20 protein-coding genes are annotated in these 25,507 nt (G+C 36.3%); 14 read left to right on the top strand and 6 right to left on the bottom strand.

The genetic code is table 11. The features are described 5' to 3' along the window. Positions 1 to 304: 304 nt before the first annotated feature. The 4 genes from murQ to nagA form a co-directional block, all read right to left on the bottom strand. Positions 305 to 1,225 (bottom strand): N-acetylmuramic acid 6-phosphate etherase, encoded by a 921-nt coding sequence (murQ, locus tag ACTWP4_RS00745; RefSeq protein ID WP_443126845.1) that lies wholly within the window; start codon positions 1,223 to 1,225, stop codon positions 305 to 307. A 16-nt stretch (positions 1,226 to 1,241) separates the two neighbouring features. Further along, on the bottom strand, positions 1,242 to 1,964 hold the full coding sequence (locus ACTWP4_RS00740) for a GntR family transcriptional regulator (RefSeq protein WP_443126844.1): 723 nt from the start codon (positions 1,962 to 1,964) through the stop codon (positions 1,242 to 1,244). A 206-nt stretch (positions 1,965 to 2,170) separates the two neighbouring features. Then, positions 2,171 to 2,902, bottom strand: a complete 732-nt coding sequence (gene nagB / locus ACTWP4_RS00735; protein ID WP_443126843.1) for a glucosamine-6-phosphate deaminase — start codon at positions 2,900 to 2,902, stop codon at positions 2,171 to 2,173. A gap of 6 nt (positions 2,903 to 2,908) precedes the next feature. Further along, complete coding sequence (nagA, locus tag ACTWP4_RS00730) at positions 2,909 to 4,090, bottom strand: N-acetylglucosamine-6-phosphate deacetylase (protein WP_443126842.1); 1,182 nt, start codon at positions 4,088 to 4,090, stop codon at positions 2,909 to 2,911. 382 nt (positions 4,091 to 4,472) lie between these two features. Between nagA and ACTWP4_RS00725 the strand changes: the two genes are divergently transcribed. From ACTWP4_RS00725 to ACTWP4_RS00710, 4 genes are all read left to right on the top strand, one after another. Next, complete coding sequence (locus ACTWP4_RS00725) at positions 4,473 to 4,961, top strand: PTS sugar transporter subunit IIA (protein ID WP_443126841.1); 489 nt, start codon at positions 4,473 to 4,475, stop codon at positions 4,959 to 4,961. A gap of 45 nt (positions 4,962 to 5,006) precedes the next feature. Continuing rightward, a complete protein-coding gene (locus tag ACTWP4_RS00720; RefSeq protein ID WP_443126840.1) occupies positions 5,007 to 5,822 on the top strand; it encodes a PRD domain-containing protein in 816 nt (271 codons plus the stop codon). Positions 5,823 to 5,855: 33 nt separating this feature from the next. Continuing rightward, positions 5,856 to 7,307: an N-acetylglucosamine-specific PTS transporter subunit IIBC gene (gene nagE, locus ACTWP4_RS00715; RefSeq protein ID WP_443127345.1), complete on the top strand. Its 1,452-nt coding sequence runs from the start codon at positions 5,856 to 5,858 to the stop codon at positions 7,305 to 7,307. A gap of 276 nt (positions 7,308 to 7,583) precedes the next feature. Next, positions 7,584 to 9,479, top strand: a complete 1,896-nt coding sequence (locus ACTWP4_RS00710) for a PrkA family serine protein kinase (protein ID WP_443126839.1) — start codon at positions 7,584 to 7,586, stop codon at positions 9,477 to 9,479. Positions 9,480 to 9,631: 152 nt separating this feature from the next. On the opposite strand, the gene panF is transcribed toward ACTWP4_RS00710, so the two are convergent. After that, entirely contained in the window at positions 9,632 to 11,059 is a 1,428-nt protein-coding gene (gene panF / locus ACTWP4_RS00705; RefSeq protein WP_443126838.1) for a sodium/pantothenate symporter, read from the bottom strand. Then, positions 11,056 to 11,331 carry a YhdT family protein gene (locus ACTWP4_RS00700; RefSeq protein WP_443126837.1) on the bottom strand — a complete coding sequence of 92 codons (276 nt, stop codon included), beginning with the start codon at positions 11,329 to 11,331 and terminating at the stop codon, positions 11,056 to 11,058. The genes panF and ACTWP4_RS00700 overlap by 4 nt, the downstream gene beginning before the upstream one ends. A gap of 211 nt (positions 11,332 to 11,542) precedes the next feature. Here ACTWP4_RS00700 and ACTWP4_RS00695 point away from each other — a divergent pair, with 211 nt between their 5' ends. The 10 genes from ACTWP4_RS00695 (at position 11,543) to ACTWP4_RS00650 (ending at position 25,430) form a co-directional block, all read left to right on the top strand. Further along, positions 11,543 to 12,133: a chromate transporter gene (locus tag ACTWP4_RS00695; RefSeq protein ID WP_443126836.1), complete on the top strand. Its 591-nt coding sequence runs from the start codon at positions 11,543 to 11,545 to the stop codon at positions 12,131 to 12,133. A gap of 14 nt (positions 12,134 to 12,147) precedes the next feature. Further along, positions 12,148 to 12,684 (top strand): chromate transporter, encoded by a 537-nt coding sequence (locus ACTWP4_RS00690; protein ID WP_443126835.1) that lies wholly within the window; start codon positions 12,148 to 12,150, stop codon positions 12,682 to 12,684. Between the two features lie 30 nt (positions 12,685 to 12,714). Beyond that, positions 12,715 to 13,668, top strand: coding sequence for a formylglycine-generating enzyme family protein (locus ACTWP4_RS00685; RefSeq protein ID WP_443126834.1), 954 nt, complete (start codon positions 12,715 to 12,717; stop codon positions 13,666 to 13,668). A 95-nt stretch (positions 13,669 to 13,763) separates the two neighbouring features. Further along, complete coding sequence (locus tag ACTWP4_RS00680) at positions 13,764 to 14,951, top strand: ROK family protein (protein WP_443126833.1); 1,188 nt, start codon at positions 13,764 to 13,766, stop codon at positions 14,949 to 14,951. Between the two features lie 395 nt (positions 14,952 to 15,346). Then, positions 15,347 to 18,217 carry a 2-oxoglutarate dehydrogenase E1 component gene (locus ACTWP4_RS00675; protein WP_443126832.1) on the top strand — a complete coding sequence of 957 codons (2,871 nt, stop codon included), beginning with the start codon at positions 15,347 to 15,349 and terminating at the stop codon, positions 18,215 to 18,217. Next, positions 18,204 to 19,463 carry a 2-oxoglutarate dehydrogenase complex dihydrolipoyllysine-residue succinyltransferase gene (gene odhB, locus ACTWP4_RS00670; protein WP_443126831.1) on the top strand — a complete coding sequence of 420 codons (1,260 nt, stop codon included), beginning with the start codon at positions 18,204 to 18,206 and terminating at the stop codon, positions 19,461 to 19,463. The genes ACTWP4_RS00675 and odhB overlap by 14 nt, the downstream gene beginning before the upstream one ends. Positions 19,464 to 20,437: 974 nt before the next feature. Continuing rightward, positions 20,438 to 21,592: a sporulation protein YhbH gene (yhbH, locus tag ACTWP4_RS00665; protein WP_443126830.1), complete on the top strand. Its 1,155-nt coding sequence runs from the start codon at positions 20,438 to 20,440 to the stop codon at positions 21,590 to 21,592. 196 nt (positions 21,593 to 21,788) lie between these two features. Continuing rightward, positions 21,789 to 22,277, top strand: a complete 489-nt coding sequence (locus ACTWP4_RS00660; RefSeq protein WP_443126829.1) for a hypothetical protein — start codon at positions 21,789 to 21,791, stop codon at positions 22,275 to 22,277. 119 nt (positions 22,278 to 22,396) lie between these two features. Next, positions 22,397 to 23,587: a NupC/NupG family nucleoside CNT transporter gene (locus ACTWP4_RS00655; protein WP_443126828.1), complete on the top strand. Its 1,191-nt coding sequence runs from the start codon at positions 22,397 to 22,399 to the stop codon at positions 23,585 to 23,587. A gap of 232 nt (positions 23,588 to 23,819) precedes the next feature. Then, entirely contained in the window at positions 23,820 to 25,430 is a 1,611-nt protein-coding gene (locus ACTWP4_RS00650; protein ID WP_443126827.1) for a glycoside hydrolase family 43 protein, read from the top strand. Positions 25,431 to 25,507 lie beyond the last annotated feature (77 nt).

Raw genomic sequence — 25,507 nt, 5'->3', positions numbered from 1 at the left:
TTTGAAAAGTCCCATATGAGTGTTATCCTTAAAAAAGCTTGCTTTCAATTGAAAGCAAGCTTTTGTTTAATGTTTTGCTTCGTATCCCGCAGCGAAGATAGCAACTATAAATGCGACACAAACACCGATGATTAGTGCAATACCCATGAGGATCCTCCTTTTTATAAAACACATACTTCGATCAATTATGTAACTTATTCTTTCTCTATTATAGCGAATCCTATACCTTTTGTGAAGACAAGAATTTGAATGATACAATTCTTAGACTATTCGTAGAAATTAGTCTAGATGGTTGCTTTAACGTTTAATCGTTAATATCCTTTTCTGAATGCATTTCATATAAGTGGATCGCTTTTTTTACATGACTATTTGCTTTGGTTAAATATTTTTCTGCTTCTTGTTTGGTGCAACCTGTTTTGGCTATGATTAAGGAAAGCTTTACATCGTTGTTGGTTTCGTTCATTAATGCTTGTGCTTCTTGTTCATCGAGATTTGTTAATTGTGTTAGCATCGTTTCTGCTCGTTTTACTAATTTTTTGTTAATGAGCTGCATATCTACCATCTCATTCTGATACACTTTTCCCAGCTTAATCATAGTTGCAGTTGAAATCATATTGATGGCTAATTTTTGGGCTGTACCAGCTTTTAATCTTGTTGACCCTCTGATAACCTCAGGACCAACTACTAATTCGATTCCGACATCACTTAATTCACTTGAAATCGTTTGATTGTTACAGCTGATGGAAATCGATGAGGCCTGTTTCTCTTTCGCATATGTAAGAGCAGCTAACGAATAAGGTGTCGTCCCGCTTGCGCTAATAGCAATCAATACGTCGTTTTCGTTAAAATGGTGTTGTTGTAATTCTTGGACGATATCTGAATCACTATCTTCGTGTTGCTCAAGCGGTTCCCACATTGCATTTTTTCCACCGGCAACGAATGCAATCCAGCGATCGGGATCTATCGAAAATGTTGGACCAAGCTCAACAGCGTCTAATACACCAATACGCCCGCTTGTTCCAGCACCTGCGACAAAGACGCGAGCACCATGCTGCCACTTGTCTACAATCAGCTCTACTGCTTTTGCGATAGCAGTTAATGATTTTTTAACTCCTTCTAGAATATTACGATCTTCTTCCAGCATTAAATGGACGATGTCAAGAGCTTCCATTTCATCTATAGAAAGTGAATTTTGATTTGTTGCTTCGGTAACTGTTTTGCACATTTTATGACTCTCCTTATTAACGTTCTAGATCAAGCATAAATTTGTATCGATCTGCTCGGTAAGAGGATTTAACAACTTCAAAAGTAGTGCCATTTTCAAGTTGTGTCGTTCTTTTGATAAAGAGGACCGGTGAGTTTTCTGGTATCTCTAGATATTCAATTTCTTCTTCGTTTGCAATAGTAGCTTCAAATATTTGATTTGCATGCCCTATTTTAAAGCCCAAATCACTCTCGATATATTGATAAAGCGAGTTTTGCACAATGTCATCTGTTAAACCTTTAATCAGGTTAGCAGAAATATAAGTACGCTCTAAAGCCATTGGAATATTCTCTGCTAAACGTATCCGCTTAATCTCATAAATCGGCGTATGTTCTGCTATTTGAAGCTGCTCTGCTATACTTTGATTGGCTGGAATAATTTCAAATTTAATTAACTTATTACTAGGTTCCATCCCTCTTGCTTTCATGTCTTCAGTAAAACTAGTCAGTCCATTTAAGTTTTGTTCGAATTTTTGCTCTGTAATGAATGTTCCTTTCCCTTTTACACGATGCAAATAGCGTTCATTCACTAAGTTGGTAATCGCTTGTCGTACAGTCATTCTACTAATATTGAGTTGCTCCGCATATTCTCGTTCAGAAGGTAAGACGTCACCTGGTTTATATTCCCCGTTCTCAATCTTAGTCTTTATTTGCTCTTCTAATTGATGATAAATAGGAATGGGTGATTGTTTGTCAATCATTCATCTAGCCCCTTTCTTTCTATTTTAGGTCGAAGCTATTTTTTTACACGTCAAGCCACTATTTATCACGGTGCTAAACGTCTGTATGTCCCCCACTTCAAACTTCAAGTAAATCGAGGAGGCTAAGGATGACAGACGCTAACACCCTGATTGGTTTCGCTAATGGTCGGTGTGGGTTAAAAACCCCTACTGATCATAGTCTCACTTTATAAATTGGTATTTATTATGGCATCTTCATCAGCGATAATGGTAACATTCTCATGCTGATTTAGTATAGATGCAGGAAATTGTTCATCTATCTCACCATGAAGGAGCTTATTAAGTGCCTCATTTTTTTCTGTTCCAGAGACAAGTAATAGAATTTCCTTACTTTCCATAATGGAACCAATTCCCATTGTGATTGCTCTTTTAGGAACTTGGTTAATGTCATTGAAAAAACGGGCATTAGCTTGAATAGTTGAATTTGTTAACTCGACGATATGTGTATGTTGATCAAAAGCAGTTCCAGGCTCATTAAAACCAACATGTCCATTTTTCCCTAATCCTAAAATTTGCAAGTCTATGCCATGGTGCTTTTTGATTAATTCATCGTATTCATAGCATTCCATTTCTAAGTTTTCTGCTAATCCATTCGGAATAAAGGTTTGATTGGTTGGAATGTTAACCTTACTAAAAAAGTGTTTATCCATATAATAATGATAACTGTTAGGATCGCTCTTGGCCAATCCGATATATTCGTCTAGATTAAATGTTGTCACGTGTTGATAGGAAGTTTGATGTTCGCGATAATCCTGTGCTAAATAATGATAAGTTTGAACAGGAGTGCCGCCTGTAGCTAATCCTAACGTTAGTTTAGAACTTGAATTAATTTTGTTTAAGATAAATTCAGCTGCCATTTTACTCATTTCTTGATAGTTTTTTGTACGAATTACTTTCATGTTTCTTTAATCTCCTTTGTATGCAATTTCTCCTCGACAAATAGTTAGTATGATGTCATTACCTTCATTTAAGATAACGATATCTGCATCTTTACCAGTAGCAAGAGCCCCTTTTCTATCACCGATACCTAGCTCTTTTGCAGCATTAGTAGAAGCCATAGAAATAGCCTCCTCAAAGTTGCAGTTCGTAAAGTTGATTATATTCTTAATGGCATCTCCCAGTTTTAACGTGCTTCCAGCTAATGTACCGTCTTCTAAAGTTGCCTTTTGGTCTTGAACTATAACCTTCTGTCCCCCTAACTCGTAATCGCCATCTTGGAGACATTTTGCTCTCATTGCATCAGTTATTAGTAACATTTTTTGATTTCCTTTAAGCTGAAATGCTGTGTTTACTGCATCTGAAGTCGAATGAACACCGTCTGCGATGATTTCAACCATCAATTGATCATGAAGCCATGCTGCCCCGACAACTCCAGGTTCTCGGTGATGAAAGCCCCGCATCTGGTTATATAAATGAGTTATATGAGAAAGTCCATAATCAATGGCACTATTTATCTCATGTGCAGTTGCATTGGTATGACCAGCAGATGCTATTACACCGTGTTTTTTTAGAAATTGAATGAATTCTAGACCACCCTGTAGTTCAGGTGCTAGTGTAACGAGCCGAATATGTTGATTAGCTAAACTATTCCATTTTTTGAATAGTGAAATGCTAGGATCTTTGATATGTTCTAGTGGTTGAGCTCCTTTACGATCTTTATTAATAAAAGGACCTTCCAGATGGATTCCGATAATTTCCGCCTGTCCATTCGGTTGCTGGTTTATATAGGATGCTACATTTGTAATTGCTGTTTCAATATTATCGTTACTTTGAGTCATAGTTGTAGCTAAGAAAGAAGTGGTTCCTTCTTGAGGTAATGTTGTAGCCATTACTTTTAGGGCTTCTGGTGTTCCATCCATCACATCTGCCCCATTTGCACCATGGATATGAACATCAATTAATCCAGGAATAGCTTTTGCTTTTGTATTTGAAAAGTCGAGGACTTGATACTCTTCTTCGGACTTCAATTTATCCAAAGTATTTATTTCCTCAATTTTATGATTAATTATTTTGATAAACCCTTTCTTAATTTTGTGGTTTTCAGCAAATATTTCAATATTTTTCACTAATAGCTTTTGATTATCCAACTGTGTTCACACCTTTAATGATAAAATTATTACTTATAGAATAGCAGTTAAAAGTATAGTTGTCTATACCTCCTTTATATAAATTATAAGCATTGTATTAATAACAAATCACGCCATATTCAGTTTTCATATTCAATAACCTGTATTGCCAAAGTAAAAAATGGTAGATAAATAGGTATAGACAACTGAACCTAGATGTGTTAGTATGTCTGTAAATAGAATGGTAGCAAATTTAATAATGGCTCACATGTTACTAATATGATTAGGCATGGAGAAATAAAAAGGATAGAATGTCTCTTCCTTTAACATTTCTTCATGTCTTTTTTTTATTCGAAAATTCAGAAGTTAACCTTCTAAAATAAAGTAAAAAGGAGTATTAAATATGTTTAAGAACTTGTTTAAAAAAACACCTACATCCCTACAAATAAAAGCACCTGTTACTGGTGAAATATTACCGCTTGATAAAGTACCTGATCCTGTATTTAGTCAAAAAATGATGGGCGAAGGAGTTGCGATTATTCCGAAAGAAGAAACGATCGTTGCACCTGTTGAAGGCACTATTATTCAAATTGCACCAAGTAAACATGCAATTGGCTTAAAGACGGTTGATGGTTTGGAAATACTTATCCATGTTGGGTTAGAAACTGTTTCCTTAGATGGCGAGGGGTTTAATGTCTTAGTTCAAGAGGGAGATCATGTATCAGTAGGTGATAAGTTAATGGTAGTAGATTTTGATTTTATACGTAATAAAGTACCACACATTATTACACCAATGGTCATTACAAATAGTAATCAAGGGAATAATAAGTTTGATCTAACAATAGAAACGGAATGTGAAGCTGGAAAGACATCTGTTTTAACCGTTAATTGATAGAGGTAAGCATAGCCTAATCCTGAATAGAAGGGAGGTGATGGAATGAGATTGAAAAAAATTCTGAACAACAACGCTGTACTTGTGATGGACCAGGAAGAAGAAAAAGTGGCTATCGGCACAGGAATTGCATTTGGTAAGAAAAAGAATGATGTCATAAATCCAAAGAAAGTAGAGCAACTTTTTGTGATGAAGGAAAATGAAAAATTACAGCAGCTGTTAGATCGAATTCCAGAACAACATTTTCTTATTTCAGAAGAAATTATCTCCTATGCGGAAAAGTATCTTGGCACTAAGTTAAGTGAGCATATTCATATTGCTTTAACAGACCATATTTCATTCGCAATTGAGCGGATAAAAGATGGAATTTATCTCCAAAATAAGCTTTTAAATGAAATAAAAATTTTGTATCGTAGTGAATTTGAAATCGGTTTATGGGCAGTGCAACAAATGCGAGAAAAATATCATATAGAAGTTCCGATTGATGAAGCCGCTCATATAGCATTGCATATCCATACGATGAAGCTACAAGGAGGTGATTATAGACAGACGATTAAGCATACTGCCATTGTGCGAGAAATGATTCAGCTCATAATAAAGAAGATGGAAATCACTATTAGAGAAGATGATATATCCTATCAAAGGCTTGTGACTCATTTACATTTTGCTTTATCCCGTGTGAATCACTATGAATTACATGAACTGGATGAGGAAATGTTAATCATGATTCAAAACAAATTTGCTGATTCTTATCAGTGTACGAAGGAAGTAACAGATATTATCCATCAAAAATATGATATTTATTTTCCGGAATCAGAGCTTGGATATATTACGATTCACATTAATAGACTTAAACAGTAATTTTATTCTAATACATTGGAGGAATCAATTATGATAATGAAATATCTTCAAAATATCGGTAGATCGTTAATGTTACCGGTTGCCGTTTTGCCTGCCGCTGCGATATTAATGGGTATTGGCTATTGGATGGATCCAGAAGGTTGGGGGGAAGCGAATGTAGTAGCCGCCTTTTTGATTAAAGCTGGAGAATCGATTGTTTCTGGTGAGAGTATGTCGATTTTGTTTGCGGTTGGTATTGCCTTTGGAATGTCAAAAGATAAGGATGGTTCTGCCGCACTAAGTGGTTTAGTATCTTATCTAGTCATTACCACCTTGCTATCAACGGATTCTGTTGCCTTGTTGCAAAGTGTGGAGCCAGAAAATGTGAATGCCGCTTTTGGTAATATTGAAAATCAGTTTATTGGAATCATCTCAGGTATTGTAGCTTCTATAATGTATAATCGGTTTAGCCATGTAAAACTACCGGATGCTTTTGCATTTTTCAGTGGTAAGCGTTTAGTACCGATAATGACAGCAGTAAGTAGTTTACTTGTTTCTGCTATTCTATTCTTTGTATGGCCGGTTGTTTATACAGGATTAGTTTCTTTTGGTAAAGCAATTCTTGATTTAGATGCAATCGGTGCAGGTCTATATGGATTCTTTAACCGTTTATTAATACCGACAGGACTTCATCATGCATTAAACTCTGTGTTTTGGTTTGATGTTGCAGGTATTAATGATATTGCGAACTTTTGGTCTGGAGAAGGGGAAAAAGGTGTTACAGGTATGTACCAGGCAGGTTTCTTCCCAGTTATGATGTTTGGTTTACCTGCAGCAGCACTAGCGATGTATCATACAGCTAAAACAAATAAAAAGAAAACAGCAGCATCATTACTTTTAGCAGCTGGTTTTGCTTCGTTCTTTACAGGTGTAACAGAACCGTTAGAATTTTCATTTATGTTTTTAGCTCCAGCTTTATATGTTGTTCATGCAGCTTTAACAGGTATTTCAATGGCTGTAGCAGCTGCTTTTGATTGGACAGCTGGTTTTGGATTTAGTGCTGGTTTTGTCGATTTTGTATTAAGCTCACGATTACCATTAGCTAATCAACCTCTTATGTTAATTGTTCAAGGGTTAGTTATTGCAGTCATTTATTATGTATTATTCCGTTTCTTAATCACGAAGTTTAATTTCAAAACACCAGGTCGTGAAGATGATGTAGAGCAGGCAGAAGACTCTAATGAACAACCTTCTGCTAGTGATGATATATCTACAATGGCAAAAGAAATTTATGCCGGATTAGGTGGAGACGAAAATGTTGTCACGCTTGATAATTGTGTGACACGATTAAGATTGGATGTAAAAGACATGGATGCAGTTGATCAACAACGAATAAAAAATACTGGCGTTCCAGGAATAAATATTGTAGGTAAAAATAGTATCCAAGTCATTGTTGGAACACAGGTACAATTTGTAGCAGACGAAATTAAAAAAATACGTAAATAATTATAGGTAAGATATAGGATAAAAGCATGGAGAGTACTTTCTTCATGCTTTTTTATAAACTTAATTTGTGGCTGTTAAACCTTCTTTCAGACACGTTAGCGAATCTTTTTGTATGGAGAAATCAAATGACTTTTCCAGATGAATAGAAAGGATATCTTATCAATACTCCATTCATTTTTGACCGCCTTCCCACATACATATAGATAAAGCAACTACCAAAATAATTTCATCATGCTTTTTAGCATAGCAAGGTTTACATTATTGGGAGGTCGTTCTATGGATATCTTAAGAAGGGTGCAAGAACATCGTCAAACACAAGATGCATTGAAATGGGAAGGTACATTCGCAGAGTATCTTGAATTGTTAAAAGAAAAGCCATACCTTGCACAATCAGCTCATTCCCGTATATACCAGATGATAAAAGATGAGGGTGTAACAGACGAAAATGGTGTGCGAAAATATAACTTTTTTAGCCATCAATTATTTGGATTGGAAGAAGCTTTAGAAAAGCTAGTTGAGGAATACTTTCACCCAGCTGCCAAAAGACTTGATGTTAAAAAGCGAATCTTATTATTGATGGGACCTGTAAGTGGTGGGAAATCCACCTTAGTCACATTATTAAAAAGAGGCCTAGAGCAATACACGTTGACCGATCGAGGTGCGGTATATGCGATTAAAAATTGCCCTATGCATGAAAACCCGCTACATCTTATTCCACAACATTTAAGAGAAGATTTTGAACAGGAATATGGTATTAAAATTGAAGGAAGTTTATCTCCATTAAACAGATTGCGACTAGAAGAGGAATACGGCGGTAGAATTGAAGATGTTAGAGTAGAGCGAATCTTTTTCTCAGAAGATAACCGGGTCGGTATTGGTACATTCAGTCCGTCTGATCCAAAATCACAGGATATTGCTGATCTTACTGGATCGATTGATTTTTCTACGATTGCCACGTATGGATCAGAGTCAGACCCTCGAGCATATCGGTTTGATGGTGAATTAAATAAGGCAAATCGCGGGCTGATGGAATTTCAGGAAATGCTAAAATGTGATGAAAAATTTCTATGGCATTTGCTCTCTTTAACACAGGAGGGTAACTTTAAAGCAGGTCGGTTTGCCTTGATTTCTGCAGATGAAATGATTGTAGCTCACACAAACGAATCCGAGTACCGGTCATTTATCTCGAACAAAAAGAATGAAGCATTGCATTCGAGAATGATCGTGATGCCGATTCCGTATAATTTAAAATTAGATCAGGAAGAACGAATATATCGAAAAATGATTGAAGAAAGTGACATCCAGGACGTCCACATCGCACCACATACATTGAAAATTGCAGCGATGTTTACGATTCTGACACGTTTGAAAGAATCCAAACAAAGCAATGTCAGCATGTTGAAAAAACTCTATTTGTATAATGATCAAGATGTCGAAGGATTTAGTGATCAAGACGTGAATGCAATGAAAAAGGAATATCATGATGAAGGCATGACAGGAATCGATCCTCGCTATGTCATCAATCGAATATCATCGACGATTATCCGTAAAGAAATGCAAGCGATCAATGCACTTGATGTGTTGCGTTCATTAAAAGATGGTTTAGATGATCATCCTTCGATTACGAAAGAGCAAAAAGAGGACTATTTGGATTACATTTCGATTGCTCGTAAGGAATATGACGAGCTGGCGAAAAAAGAAGTACAAAAGGCATTTGTTTATTCATATGAAGAGTCAGCTAAAACACTGATGGATAATTATTTAGATAATGTTGAAGCATTTTGTAATAAAGCAAAATTACAGGATCCATTAACAGGGGAAGAAATGCATCCTGATGAAAAATTAATGCGTTCGATTGAAGAACAAATAGGTATTTCCGAAAATGCAAAGAAAGCATTCCGTGAAGAAATCCTAATTAGAATTTCTGCATACGCAAGAAAAGGTAAAAAATTCGATTATCAGTCACACGAACGCTTACGTGAAGCCATTCAAAAGAAATTGTTTGCTGACCTGAAGGACATTGTCAAAATTACTACTTCCACGAAAACTCCTGATGAGCAACAATTGAAGAAAATGAATGAAGTAGTTGCGACGCTCGTTGAAGAGTATGGTTATAATTCACAGTCAGCTAATGATCTGTTACGTTATGTTGGTAGCTTGTTGAATCGATAATAAGAAAATGACCTCCTTTGTTCGGAGGTCATTTTTTGAGTGTTAATTTTGTAAAGTGTCCAATAAACCACGAAAAGTGTCCAATAAATCATGAATAGTGTCCAATAAACCATCGGAAGTGTCCAATAAACAGTAAAAAGTGTCCAATAAATTCATAGTACTTTGTTTCTCAAACTCAAACTAACCCCAACATATGCAATAAGTGAAATCCCTATGGATGACACAACCGCATGCATGCCGAATGGTTCTGGATAGAAGGCTTGAAATAAAATGTAAGAGCAAAAACCTGTGATAATGGCTGCGATTGCTCCGTGTTTATTCCCTTTTTTCCAATAGATCCCCATTACAACCGGCCAGATAAAAGCTGCTTCTAATCCACCAATTGTATACAAGTTAAGCCAAATAATTAAATCTGGCGGATTTACCGCAATTAAGTAAACAATAAATCCTAATACAGCAGTTATGGTCATACTTAACCTACGTACTTTTTTCTTAGGGGCATTTGGTTGTATGTAATTGAGATAGACATCTTTTACAATTGTTGAACTTACCAATAATAGTAAGGAATCGACCGTAGACATGATTGCTGCGAGTGGTGCGGCTAATACTATTCCAGCTAACCACGCCGGTAAAACCTCTAAAGCAATTAACGGAATCACCGTATCAGCAACTTCTATGCCGGGTAAAATCGGACGAGCAAATACGCCGATTAAATGCATATTTAACATAATGACACCAACGACAATAGTACCTATGATAAGTGCTCGATGAAAAGATCTTGTATTTTTATAAGACATCGCTCGAATTACAATTTGTGGTAAAGCTACTACCCCGACACCGACTAATATCCAAAATGATGAAACGTATTGAGGTGATAGTGATCCATTTGCTCCGTATGGTGTAATTAAATTTGGATTCTCTGTCCTAAGGTCAGTAATGATGGAGGAAATACCACCACCAGCGACTATAATGGAAGCAAGCAAGATAACTGTTCCGATAATCATAATCGTTCCTTGAATGGAGTCTGTTAATGTTACTGCACGGAACCCACCGAATGTGACATAAACGAGTACGGTTAATACAAAAATAAGTAAAGCTGAATGATAAGATAATCCAGTGATCGATTCAATTAACCGACCTCCACCAATCCATTGGGCAGCCATGGCAGAAAATAAAAAGACAATAATACTAAATGAAGACAATAATACGACCCATTTGGATTGATATCGTTCTTTTAAAAAGTCTACCATCGTTATTGCTTTATATTTTTTTGCTACGATTGCAAACCTTTTTCCGAGAATCATCAAGGTGAAATAACCTGTTGAAACTTGAATAACGGAAAGTAACACCCAACCTAATCCTTCATTATAAGCCACCCCGGGACCACCGATAAAACTGCTGGCACTTCCATATGTAGCAGTCATTGTCATTGCAAGCACAAATCCACCTAAACTGCGCCCACCTAAATAATAATCTTCAATAAATGAAGCACTTGTTTTAGTCGTTCTGCTTGCCATTAGGCCAATAATAAATATGATGGCAACAGAACTGAACAATGTGATCGTTGCTACTAAATTCATGATTTCTCAAACTCCTCATCATCAAATGGTATGTCAGTGAAGAAGAATTTCACGATAATAAACACCAGTATTGACATAACGATGATACCTGCAATACAGCTGTAGAAAAACCATGCAGGAAATCCGAGAATATATTGATACTCGGAGGGATCTTTTTTTCCTAATCCATACGCAAAAGAAAACCACCAGGTAAAATGAAACAGTACTAAAATGATTCCAATCAGGGCTTCACGATTGGCAATTTGAAAAGGATTTTTATCTAGATCTTTCATTTTAAGTTCTCCTCCTTAAAATATTTCCTGTCTTAAAAGTAAATCATATCAGAGAGTTAGTGGCAACTTGGATATTTTGCTCAAGTAAAATTTATCACGGGGCTAATTGTTGTAAAACCCCACTGATGGAATATTATTTACTTTTAACCAAAAAGGAATAAAGTATGTTATAATCAAAATGGATAAAAGTTATTCGCATGAAGATGGAGGAATGCCATTGAAAACGAATTGGAAATATTTATCACAAATTTTTCTGTCTTTTTTTAAAATAGGTCCTGTTACTTTTGGTGGCGGTTATGCCATGATTCCAATAATGGAAAAAGAAGTGGTAGAGAAAAGAAAGTGGTTAGATACGAAAGATATTTCAGAAATATTAGCAATTGCCCAGTCTGTACCAGGAGCGATTGCCATTAATTCTGCGACATTTATCGGATTCCGTTTAGCTGGAACATTAGGTGCAATTATTGCGATGACAGCTGTGTTGTTACCAACCTTTATCATTGTATTGGCATTAAGTATACTTTTTATCTGGGTACAGGATAATCCTTATGTGGAATCCGCATTCGTAGGAATTAGAGCAGCAATTGTTGGGATTATTGCGTTTGCGGCTTATAAAATTGGTCTAACTGCTATTTATGACAAAACCACTCTTATGATTATGATTATATCTACGGCATTGCTTTACTTCTTAAATGTTCATCCTATGATCATGATCATAATTGGAATAGGCACAAGCTTACTCATTGTGAGATTAAAAAAATGGTTAGGCTATGCAATAAGGTTAGAAAGAAACGATAAATAGGAGGGGGGAATAACATGGTGCTATGGGATCTGTTCTGGACTTTTTTACTGATTGGATTTGTTTCGTTTGGTGGTGGGTATGCAATGATTCCTGTAATAGAGACAGAAGTATCTCAACATGGATGGATGACAACACAGGAATTCACGGATGTTATTGCAGTAGCAGGAATGTCCCCAGGACCAATTGCTACAAATAGTGCTATTTTTGTTGGCTATCACACAGCTGGTATATCAGGTGCGATTGTATCTGCGTTAGGTATGGTCATTCCCTCTTTGTTAATCATATTGATTATTGCTACATTCTTTTTTAAATTTAATGAGTTATACATTGTAAAGTCGGCATTTTATGGCTTACGCCCGATTATTACAGGTTTAATTATGTATGCAGCTTTAAAATTTGCGATTTCTAATAATGTAATTGGAGAAATATCTTGGCGTACAGTTAGTTTATTAATTATTTGTGGTTTTTCGTTTTTTGCATTAATGAAATTACGCTTGCACCCGATTTTTGTGATTGCTTTAGCCGGTGTATACGGAATCGTGTTATACTAAATCTAATTTCTAGGAAAGTGAGGGCTATCTATGGAAGAGAATAAACCAAGCTGTTGTCAGGTGAGTAGGGCAGATTTTATGTCATTGGATGATAAAGAAAAAGGTCCAATTAAAAATGGAAAAAATGATAGCGTTGACAATATGGTGTTAGTAGATGGTGGAGAGTTTTTAATGGGAACCGATGATGATGAAGGTTTTAAGACAGATGGAGAAGGTCCGGTCCAAAAAGTAACAGTTTCGCCTTTTTATATAGATATTCATGCTGTGACAAATCAACAATTTAAAGCATTTGTGGATGATACAGGATATAAGACAGAGGCAGAGCAATATGGTTGGTCTTTTGTGTTTTATCAATTTATTGCTAAAGATTTTCCGGGAAAAATGCAACAGGTACCACAAACGCCATGGTGGTTTGCGACAGAGGGAGCATATTGGTTTCAACCTGAGGGGCTAGGGTCTACCATTGAAGATCGTATGGACCATCCAGTTATCCATGTTTCATGGAATGATGCTGTTGCCTATTGTAAGTGGGCAGGGAAAAGACTGCCAACAGAAAAAGAATGGGAGTATGCGGCAAGAGGTGGATTAGAACAGAAGAAATTTCCATGGGGAGATGAGTTAACACCTGACGGGGAACACTACTGCAATATCTGGCAAGGTGAGTTTCCGCGACATAACACTAAAGACGATGGGCATGCCGGTACTGCTCCAGCAAAATCTTTTCCTCCTAATGGATATGGATTATACAATATTTCTGGTAATGTTTGGGAATGGTGTGCGGATACGTTCCAAATTGATCGTAATGGAAAAATAGATCAAGATCTGTTAAATGGTAATATTTCTAAAGTAATGCGAGGCGGTTCGTATTTATGCCATAAATCCTATTGTAACCGGTATAGAGTAGCAGCTAGAAGCTCGAATACGGTAGATAGTTCATCAGGAAACATTGGATTTCGGTGTGTGAAGAATGTTTCAACTAGCTGAAAAATAAGAGATTCACAGAAATAAATGAGACTTTTCATAGGAAATTAATAGAAGTATACTAAAAAGTACATAGAAGAGATAAGGGAGCGAACTTTGTGTTAAAGTACTTTTTACAGCAAACATCAACAAAATATATTGGCATGAAGCAAGTTTATCAATACATACATTCAAACGGCCCGATTACGAAAGCAAAATTAATTGAAATCACACAAATGAAGCAAACCACTATGACACGACATATAGAAAATTTATTATCAGAGAAAATGATTAAAATTAGCCATTATGACCAATCTTCAGGTGGAAGGCCACCAGCTCTATACGAAATTGAACCGAATGCTAGCTTTATTATTGGTATAGATTTATCAAGAGTTGAGTCCACTATCTCTTTAGTGAATATGTCATTTGAAAAGCTTGATAGTTTTACATTTGCCATGACAGAGAAACATACACCTTCTCTTACTATCCAAATAATCAATGATAAAATTGAACAGTTATTGCAAAAGCATCACATAACACGTGAACTTCTTCTAGGTATCGGTGTTGGAACGGTAGGCCCGTTGGATCGAGAGAAAGGTATCATTCTTGATCCAGATGCATTTATAGCAAATGGATGGAAAAATGTTTCTATTTTGGACGGTTTAGAAAGCTTTCGCAATGAAAAAGTATTACTGGAAAACGGTGCAAATGTGGCAACTTTATATGCAAATATCAAAAGTCATAGTACAGATCAAACAATCTTATATTGCATAAGTGGTCGAGGGTTACGTTGTGGTGTTCTAACAGATGGACAAATTTTGAAGAATAAAACAGGTGATGCCACTTCATTTGGGGAAATGATCATCGATGTAAACGGACGTAGATCTCTTGCTTCTTTTATTTCATATGATCATTTATTGCAAGAAGTAAATAAACAGTATTTAATGGAAAAATCGGTGCCATTTTATCATAAAGAAAAGGAAAATAATAAAAAAGATTTAATGGACCAGTTTATGGATGCTCTTGATAGTGAAGATCCAATTGTTCGGGAAGTTGTACTTAAGTCTGCTGTTACTTATGGAATCGGTATAGCGAATATGATAAATATTTTACATCCAGAACAAGTAATACTGAGTAGTGAATTAATTCAGACTTATCCACCGTATTATGAGAAAATTGTAGAATCGGCGAAACAATATATTTATCCAATCGAACGAGCCCCTGTACAATTCACAAAAGAAAGTCGAAAAGAAAATACCATTTCTATAGGTGCTGCGGTATTGGTCTTACAATCTTATTTCGACTAAATAATTACTTAATCAAACGAAAGAATGTCTATATACTTTATCACGGTGATAAGTTTCGCTAATGATCAATGGGGGTCAAAACCCTCATTGATCATTGTCTCCTTTATACGCATTTTTATTTTTGCCACGGTGCTAATTGTCCGTGAACTCCCCTAATAAGTCTCACTTCATGTAAGCATTCTCATCAACGATCGAGATGTACCTTTTAACGCATAAAAACTAGCTTTTTTAGGCTTTTTTTATACTAATTAAACTTTTCCAAAAAATCGTAACTTATATGTTGTTTCCCTAGGTAAAATAGGTTATATTTATTGATGTAATGTTTTACTCATTACAACATTTGGATGGGAGTTTAGTTTAGCAGGAGAAAGTGACTTCTAATGGGGGTATAAGACGTGACACAGCAGGAATCCAGTGAGAGATTCTGGAAAAAATTTTACGGTCCTAATATGGGCTATGTACAAGAGCAGTATGAACTTTATTTGGAAAACAGAGACTCTGTCGATCCATCCCTGAAAGAAATGTTCGACCAGTACGGAGCTCCAAAAGAATTAATTGAAGGACAGCAAGCAGAGGTAGCAAGTAGTAAAGGCTTATCATCTGATATAAGTGCGAAACAATTAACCTCAGCAATTAAGCTTGTTGAGGCTATTCGACGTTACGGTCATTTGAAAGCTGATATTTACCCTGTAGGATCAGGTATACCGAGTGACACTACACTTGTTGAACCAAGTTATTACAACCTTAATAAAGACGTTTTGGAAGCGATTCCGGCTGAGTGGGTTTGGGATGCCACTGTTCAAGGGGTGAACAACGCGCAAGAAGTAGTTGATTATTTATTAGCTCAATACGCAGGAACCATTTCATTTGAGTACGATCATGTAAACAATGATGAAGAGCGATTGTGGTTCCAGGAGAATATTGAGTCTGGTAAATATCGTTTTCCTTTCTCAGATAAAGAGAAAAAAGAACTACTTGGCAAGATTGTTGATGTAGAAGGTTTTGAGAACTTCTTAGCTAAAACATTTGTAGCTCAAAAACGTTTTTCTATTGAAGGTTTGGAAATGATGGTTCCGATGTTAGATCGTATGGTTCAAAATTCCTTCTATGATGAAACAGAAGAAATACTGATGGGAATGGCTCACAGAGGTAGATTGAGTGTATTAACCAATATCTTAGGTAAGCCATTTGATAAATTATTTTCTGAGTTTCATCCGTCAGCAGATAAGGAATTAGTACCATCCTCACCAGGTTCCAGAGCTATAACTTATGGATGGACTGGTGATGTGAAATATCACTTTGGTGCAAAACGCGATCTCGGGGAAGAAAAACCATCACCAACAAAGATTACTTTAGCACATAACCCTTCACACTTGGAGTTTGTTAATCCGGTTGTAGAAGGTTTCGCAAGAGCAGCACAAGATTTTCGTTTCCAAAAAGGTAGTCCGGAACAAAATGTAAACAAAGCGTTTAGTATTTTGATTCACGGAGATGCTGCATTTATTGGGGAAGGTGTAGTAGCAGAAACCTTTAACCTAAGTTTGTTAGATGGCTACCGAACAGGTGGAACAATGCATATTATTGCCAATAACCTAGTTGGTTTTACAACTGGTCAAAGCCAAGGACGTTCCACCAGGTATGCAAGTGACTTAGCTAAAGGATTTGAAGTACCAATTATCCATGTAAATGCAGATGACCCTGAAGCTTGTATTTCAGCAGCAACATTAGCATATGATTATCGGAAAAAATTCCAAAAAGATGTTTTGATTGATTTAGTAGGCTATCGCCGTTATGGTCATAATGAAATGGATGAACCAAGAGCAACGCAGCCGAAATTGTACAAATCAATTGATCAACATCCTACTTGTGCAAATGTTTATGCTAAACGACTACAAGAAGAGGGAATTCTAGCAGAAAATACTTTTGAAGAAATGAAGGAAGCTGTTTTTAATAAATTACAAGGCATTTATGATGATATGACGGAAAGTGTTAATGAAAATCCGGAAGCATTGCCAGTACCACAGGCACTTCGCAACGGATTAAGTGACATAGAAACGTCAGTACCGAAGGATCTATTGCTTTCTCTTAATAAAGGTCTATTAAAGCGACCTGAAGGTTTTCAATCCTATAAGAAGCTCGAAAAAATATTATCAAAGCGTCACAATACTTTTGCAAATGAAGGAAAAGCTGACTGGGCAGTTGCAGAAGCATTAGCCTTTGCTTCGATATTACAAGACGGTATTCCAATTCGTATGACAGGGCAGGATTCAGAGCGTGGAACATTTGCACATCGTCATTTAATGTTACATGATGTGGATTCGAGTGATACGTATTGTCCGATGCATGGGTTAGATGAAGCAAAAGCTACATTCGATATTCATAACAGTCCATTATCAGAAGCTGCCGTGCTTGGATTCGAATATGGTTATAGTGTGAAAGCGCCAAAAACACTTGTCATTTGGGAAGCACAATTCGGTGACTTTGCCAATGCAGGGCAAGTCATTTTTGACCAATTTATTTCTTCCGGCCGTGCGAAGTGGGATGAACGTTCTAATATGGTGATGTTATTGCCACATGGTTATGAAGGGCAAGGACCGGAACACTCTAGTGCAAGAGCAGAGAGATTCTTAACAATGGCAGCAGAGAATAACTGGATTGTCGCAAATGTTACGACCAGTGCACAATTTTTCCATCTGTTAAGACGTCAAGCGGCATTAGTGGATAGTGAAGCAGCTCGTCCGTTAATTGTTTTAACACCGAAGAGCTTACTTCGTAGTCCACGAGTGGTATCAACAATAGATGAATTTACAAATAGTAAATTCCAAACATTAATTCCACAGCCAGGCTTTGACTTAACATCTAAAAAAGCTAAGCGACTATTAATTGGTACTGGAAAAGTAATGGTAGATATTCATGAAAAAATGAGCGGTAGCCCAGAAAAATATGAAGACATTCATGTCGTTCGCTTAGAACAAATCTATCCATTCCCTGAAAAGAAAATACAAGAGGTCGTTGATGGATGTCCTAATTTACAGGAAGTGGTGTGGGTTCAAGAGGAACCACGAAACATGGGTGCATGGAATTTTGTAAAAGAACTGCTTTACAGAATGCTTGAAGATACGAAATTAGAATTACACTATGTTGGACGTACCGAACGTTCGTCACCATCCGTAGGTGATCCACACATTCACAAAGCAGAACAAAGACGCATAGTAAAAAGAGCATTAGAGCTGACTGAAGGAGGAGAAACCAATGAAGGAAATTAAAGTCCCAGAATTAGCAGAATCTATTACGGAAGGTACGATAGCAGAGTGGCTAGTTAGTGAGGGTGATTCCGTCGAGAAAGGTGATCCGATCTGTGAATTGGAAACAGATAAAGTTAATGTAGAAGTTAATGCTGATTACTCAGGTGTAGTTGCTGAATTTGTAAAAAATGAAGGCGATGATGTTGAAGTTGGAGAAGTTATTGCGAAAATAGATGAGAATGGTGAAGCTGGTGGAAGTTCCGCAGAAAGCTCTGACGACAAAAAAGAACCGGCTCCAAAAGAAGAAGAGAAACAAAAAGAACCGAAGCAAGAAAAAACAACTGAACCGAAAAAAGCAGGTAATCAACAAAAAGTTGTTGCATCACCGGCAACAAGAAAACGCGCTCGTGAGTTAGGTATTGATTTGAATGATATTACACCAACAGATCCTCTAGGACGCATTCGCCCTGAAGATGTGGAAAACGCGGTTAAACCTGCAAAAGCAGATAAGAAACCTAAAGCTGAAAATAAAGCGAAGTCTTCCGGTTCACAAGAAGAGTTTGATAAACCGGTAGAGCGTGAAAAAATGTCTCGCCGTCGTCAAACGATTGCGAATCGTCTTGTTGAGGCACAACAGACAGCAGCAATGCTTACAACTTTCAATGAAGTAGATATGACAGCAGTTATGAATCTACGCAGTCAACGTAAAGATAAGTTCCAAGAAAAACATGGGATTAAACTAGGCTTTATGTCGTTCTTTACAAAAGCTGTTGTTAGTGCATTGAAGGAGTTCCCTTATTTAAATGCTGAGATTCAGGAAAATGAAATTGTGAAAAAGAAATTCTATGATATCGGTATTGCTGTATCAACTGACGATGGTTTAGTTGTTCCTGTAGTACGTGATGCAGATCGTCTAGATTTTGCAGGTATTGAATCTTCGATTGCAGATTTAGGTACTAAAGCGAAAAATAAGGAACTACAAATTAGTGACTTACAGGGTGGCTCCTTTACGATTACAAACGGTGGTATTTTTGGATCGTTATTATCAACGCCTATTCTAAATGCACCGCAAGTCGGTATTTTAGGAATGCATACGATTCAAAAACGTCCGATGGTAATGCCGGATGATTCAATTGAGGTTCGTCCGATGATGAATATCGCGCTATCTTACGACCATCGTATCGTGGATGGAAAAGAAGCGGTACAATTCCTTGTACGTGTAAAACAACTACTAGAAGATCCTTATGATTTATTATTAGAAGGCTAAATGAAATGCACTCATCATTTTTAAATGGTGGGTGTTTTTTTCTTGATAGATTGAAATGTAAAAACAAATTCACAGAATTGCTAAAAAACGAAAAACTTCTCCATAGATTTGTTCTCTATTAATCAGATGATTGTTAAATGATATGAGAATAACGCGAATCCCGAATAAACGCATATTTAAGGGGTTCACTCTACAATTTGAGTGTGCGAATCCCGATTAAACGTATATTTAAGGGATTCACCTGCAATTTTGGTGTACGAATCCCGATTAAACGCATATTTAAGGGATTCACCCTACAATTTTGGTGTACGAATCCCGATTAAATGCATATTTAAGGGATTCACCCTGCAATTTTGGTGTACGAATCCCGATTAAACGCATATTTAAGGGATTCACCTGCAATTTGGGTGTGCGAATCCCGATTAAACGTATTTTTAAGGGATTCACCCTGCAATTTGGGTGTGCGAATTCCGATTAAACGCATATTTAAGGAGTTCACTCTACAATTTGAGTGTGCGAATCCCGATTAAGTGTATTTTTAAGGGACTCACCCTGCAATTTGGGTGTACGAATCCCGAATAAACGCATATTTAAGGGATTCATCCTACAAAATGAGTGTACGAATCCCGATTAAACATTTAGCTTTACTTTTTATACGCGTGAAACATAATTATTTCACCTCAGGTGGTACGTTTCTTTTTGGCTCAGAGTTAAAAGCTATTGAATGCACTCTAAAATCAAAATGAATGAATGTTTTACAAGTTCAAAGCATTCTACCAATCACTATTCAAGCGAGTTGAGAAAGATTTTTAAAGAGAAATAAAAATATCTTATGCTTAACCAACGTAGTAAGTATCGTTTAGCAGAGTCGGTTAAATAATCAACTTTAATCAATTAAATTTCTGTTAAAAATGCTTAATCATTCTCTCTTTCGTTGCATACAATAAAATAATACAAGCGAAGGAGGGGATTTGATGGCTGATGTAAACTTTGTGATCGCAGAGGAAGATTGGTCCCTCCATCGAAAAGGGTTTGATGACCAAAAACGACATCAAGACAAAATAAAGGAAGTATTAAAAAAGAAACTACCCGATATTGTTAGTGAAGAAAATATTATCATGTCTCGAGGAAAAGAAATCATCCGAATACCGATTCGCTCACTAGATGAATATAAAATACGCTACAGTCAGTCTAAAAACAAACATGTCGGTCAAGGAAACGGAGACAGTGAGGTAGGGGATGTCGTCGCTCAAGACCCACAACAAGCCAAAAAGGGGCAAAAAGGTGAGAAAGCGGGAAATCAACCTGGAGTAGACTATTATGAGGCAGAAGTAGATTTTGAGGAAGTAGAGGAAGCATTTTTTTCACAGCTTGAATTGCCCAATTTGATGGAAAAAGAACAAGATAATATTACGATTACTGATGTAGAGTTTCGTGATATACGTAAAAAAGGCTTAATCGGAAACATTGATAAGAAGAGGACGATGTTGGCATCTTATCGGAGAAATGCTTTAGAAGGGAAGCCGTCTTTTAATCCAATTTATCCAGATGATTTACGTTTTAAAACATGGGATAATATTGAGAAACCTGAATCAAAAGCAGTTGTCTTAGCAATGATGGATACTAGTGGTTCAATGGGGCAATTTGAAAAGTATGTTGCCCGGAGTTTTTATTTTTGGATGGTTCGCTTTTTGCGTAAAAAATATGAAACAGTAGATGTTGAATTTATTGCCCACCATACAGAAGCAAAGGTTGTAGATGAGGAATCGTTTTTCACAAAAGGAGAAAGTGGTGGAACGATATGTTCTTCTGCTTACCGCAAAGCATTGGAACTAGTGAATGAAAAATATCCTGCTAGTCGTTATAATATCTACCCTTTTCATTTTTCGGATGGTGATAATTTAACTTCTGATAACCGGAGATCATTAGAAGCTGTTTATAAACTGTTAGAAAGTTCTAGTATGTTTTGTTATGGGGAAGTCAATCAATACAACCGGTATTCTACATTAATGCAAGCATTCAAAGAGGTTGATCATCCGCGATTTAAACAATTTGTATTAAAAAATAGAGAAGATGTTTTCTACGCTATGAAACACTTCTTTCATAAAAGTAACGTCGATGCTAAATAGTATCGGCGTTTTTTTTTTGAGGAAAATTGGAAATGACCCCATAACAAAGTTGCTTAGGTAACATGACTAATATTCATCAGGAATGCTATAATAAGTGTTAAAAGTTAACAAATTATTGAGATGTTTACTATTGTGAAACTTATTCCTCTTACTAATCGTCTAATATATACGAATTAATTTATGGAGGCAGACAAGTATGAAGTTTTTTCAGCATGTGATTACAGCAATTATTTTTCTTTTATTCTTAGTAGGGTGCAATGCACAATCCGCTATACCAGAAGGTTTTTATTCTTATGAAAAAGATAAAGTGGAGAAGGCAATGGAAAATTTAGAATTTAGTGCAGAATTACCGTCTTATGTTCCTATTGCTGCTGATATACTTGTCACGGATCGTTTTTACTATAAAGAACTTGATAATGAAGCATTTGATATCACCATGTTCACTCAAGATAATGATATTTTTACAATACAACTGATTAATGGAGAACTTTACCAAGATAAAAGTGGCTTTGACCCCGTTTCAATAACAGATTCAATGAAAGGCTATTATCAAGAAGAGCCATATTCCCAAACTTTATACTGGGACAAGAATGGTATCACTTATCAAATTATTTACCGTCCAAGTGAAGAGTCACTTTCACAAGAAGCATTAGTAGAAGTGGCAAAATCTTTTAAATCTTTTTAATTTTTAGACTTTTAAAATCGCTCCCACAAGAAAACATTTTCATGCTAAAATGAGGTGTAATTCTATGGGTGATTGGGTAAGGTAGAAATAATAATGTTTATTTTTAAGGAGGAAAACTTTTGGGAATTTTATTAGGAATTTTAGCTGTCATTATAGTACTAGCTATTGCATATGCGATGTCAAATGATCGTAAAAATGTTAACTTTATTGGAATCGGACTCATGCTTTTAGCGCAAGTTGTAACTACATGGTTTATGTTTATGACACCAATTGGTGAAGCAGTCATTAATTTTATTTCTGATGTGTTTAATAAATTAATTGAATTTGCAAATGAAGGTGTTGCCTTCGTATTAGGAGGAGTCGCTATTGAAGAAGGCGGTTCAGTATTCTTCTTCAATGTATTATTAATTATTATCTTCTTTTCGACCTTACTATCCGTACTTACTTATCTAAAGATCCTGCCATTAATTATTAAATATATTGGCTGGGGAATTTCGAAAATTACCGGGTTACCTAAAGTAGAATCTTTCAATGCTGTAAACAGTATGTTCTTCGGTCAATCTGAAGCAATTATTGCGATTAAATCTCAATTTCATCATTTGAATAACAATCGTCTTTATATTGTAAGTGCTTCAGCAATGGGCTCCGTATCGGCTTCTATTATTGGAGCTTATATGCAAATGCTTCCACCACAATATGTGTTAGTGGCAATTCCATTGAATATGTTCAGTTCACTAATCATTGCGTCGATTATCGCGCCAGTTAAAGTGGACGATGAAAATGACGAAGTGGATGTTAAAAATGTATCTGAAGCAAAAAGTTTCTTTGAAGCAATGGGGAATGGTGCATTAGATGGTGGTAAAATCGCCCTGATCGTAGCTGCTATGTTAATTGCTTTTATTTCTGCATTAGAACTAGTGAATTGGGTAATATCAGCGATATTCGCAGGTACAACTTTACAAGAAATTTTAGGTTATGTACTCGCACCAATTGGATTCTTAATGGGTATTGCTCCAGGCGAATTAGTCAAAGCTGGTGGTATTATGGGTACTAAGATCATTACGAACGAATTCGTAGCAATGTTAGAATTAGAACCATTAGTTGGTCAATTATCAGAAAAAACAGTTGGGGTTGTATCCGTATTCCTTACTAGTTTCGCTAACTTCTCTTCTATCGGTATTATCGCAGGTACTGTACAAGGAATTGATAGTGAAAAAGGTGCAGCAGTTTCGAAATTCGGTATGAAATTATTGATTGGTGCAACATTAGGATCTATCCTATCTGCAACAATGGCAGGTCTATTCTTATAAGAAAAAAGTCAGGTGTATGCCTGGCTTTTTTTCTTGCTTCCATTCTGGAGTAGATGAGTGGGAGAAAGTCTTTTCGCTAGTGTGGGGTTGTTCTCTAGTTGGAATTAGAGAACAGGGATTGCAAAAAATTTCACGAAAACTTAGTTTATCCATTATACTTTGTGTGTGTTTTATGCTATACTAATCATTGTAAAATAATCAAGCGTTTACAAAATAAAGCAGGGGTGAAACAATGGCAACAATTCAAAATCCAATTTTAACAGGTTTTAATCCAGATCCGAGTATGTGCAGAGTAGGGGAAGACTACTATATTGCCGTTTCCACATTTGAATGGTTTCCTGGAGTAGGTATTTACCATTCTAAAGATTTAAAAAACTGGCGCTTAGCGTCAAGACCACTTAATAGATTAAGTCAATTAAATATGAAAGGTAATCCTAACTCCGGTGGTATTTGGGCACCGCAGTTATCTTATCATGATGGTCAATTCTACTTAATTTACACCGATGTCAAAGTTGTAAACGGTAACTGGAAAGATTCTCACAACTATTTAGCAACTTGTGACACGATTGATGGGGAATGGTCAGATCCGATTTACTTAAACAGTTCAGGCTTTGATCCGTCACTTTTTCATGATGATGACGGAAAAAAATACTTAGTAAATATGAAATGGGATCACCGTGTTGGACACCATAACTTCTACGGAATTGTCTTACAGGAATATGACCATAGCAAGCAAAAGCTTGTTGGGAAATCGCAAGTTATTTTCAAAGGTACAGATATTAAATTAACAGAAGCACCGCATTTATATAAATGGAATGGATATTACTATCTATTAACAGCTGAAGGCGGTACAAAATTCGATCACTGTGCAACTATCGCACGTTCGAAAGAGCTTACCGGACCATATGAAGTACATCCGGAAAATCCACTTATTACGTCATGGCCATATCCGAGAAATCCATTACAAAAAGCAGGCCATGCGTCAATTGTACAGACACATACAGATGAATGGTTCCTTGTGCACTTAACTGGTCGTGTATTACCGAGAGAAGATCAACCATTACTAGATCCACGAGGTTTTTGTCCATTAGGCCGTGAGACAGCTATTCAACGAATAGAGTGGAAAAACGATTGGCCATATGTTGTCGGTGGAAACCAGCCTTCATTAGAAATTGAAGGTCCAGATATCGAAGAAGTAAAATGGGAGCCTGACTATCCGACAAAAGATAATTTTGATGCAGATGAATTAAATCTCCATTTCCAAAGCTTACGTATTCCATTAGGAGAAGACATCGTCTCATTAAAGGATCATCCTGGCCACTTACGTCTATATGGTAGAGAATCACTTACTTCTTTATTTACACAATCATTTATTGCAAGACGTTGGCAGCACTTTAATTTTAGAGCGGAAACAAAAGTAGCATTCCAACCAGAAGATTTTCAACAATCAGCTGGATTAGTGAATTACTATAATACAGAAAATTGGACATCCTTCCAAATCTCATGGCATGAAGAAAAAGGACGAATCTTAGAGTTAATGACCTGTGATAACTTTACATTTGGTCAACCGATAAAAGGAAATGAAATTGAAATTCCTGATGAGGTTGAATATGTTTACTTGCGTGTGGAGGTGAAAACAGCTATCTATACGTACTCTTATTCCTTTGATGGAGAGACCTGGCATACAGTACCGGTTGAATTTGAATCATACAAGCTATCAGATGATTATATCCAGGGCGGTGGATTCTTTACAGGTGCATTCGTCGGTATGCAATGTCAAGACACATCCGGTCAAAACAAACACGCAGATTTTGATTATTTCATATATGATCCAGAAGATTAATAAAAAAGGAGTCTCATTTGTGAGGCTTCTTTTTCTTCTAACAAACGTTTAAAATAGTAAGAAAGTGGAATAAGAAT

Origin of the sequence: Gracilibacillus sp. D59, assembly GCF_052246695.1 — a bacterium.
GTDB lineage: Bacteria > Bacillota > Bacilli > Bacillales > Amphibacillaceae > Gracilibacillus.
The sequence above is the reverse complement of the archived record's forward strand: the minus strand, read 5'-3'. Positions and strand labels throughout refer to the sequence as shown.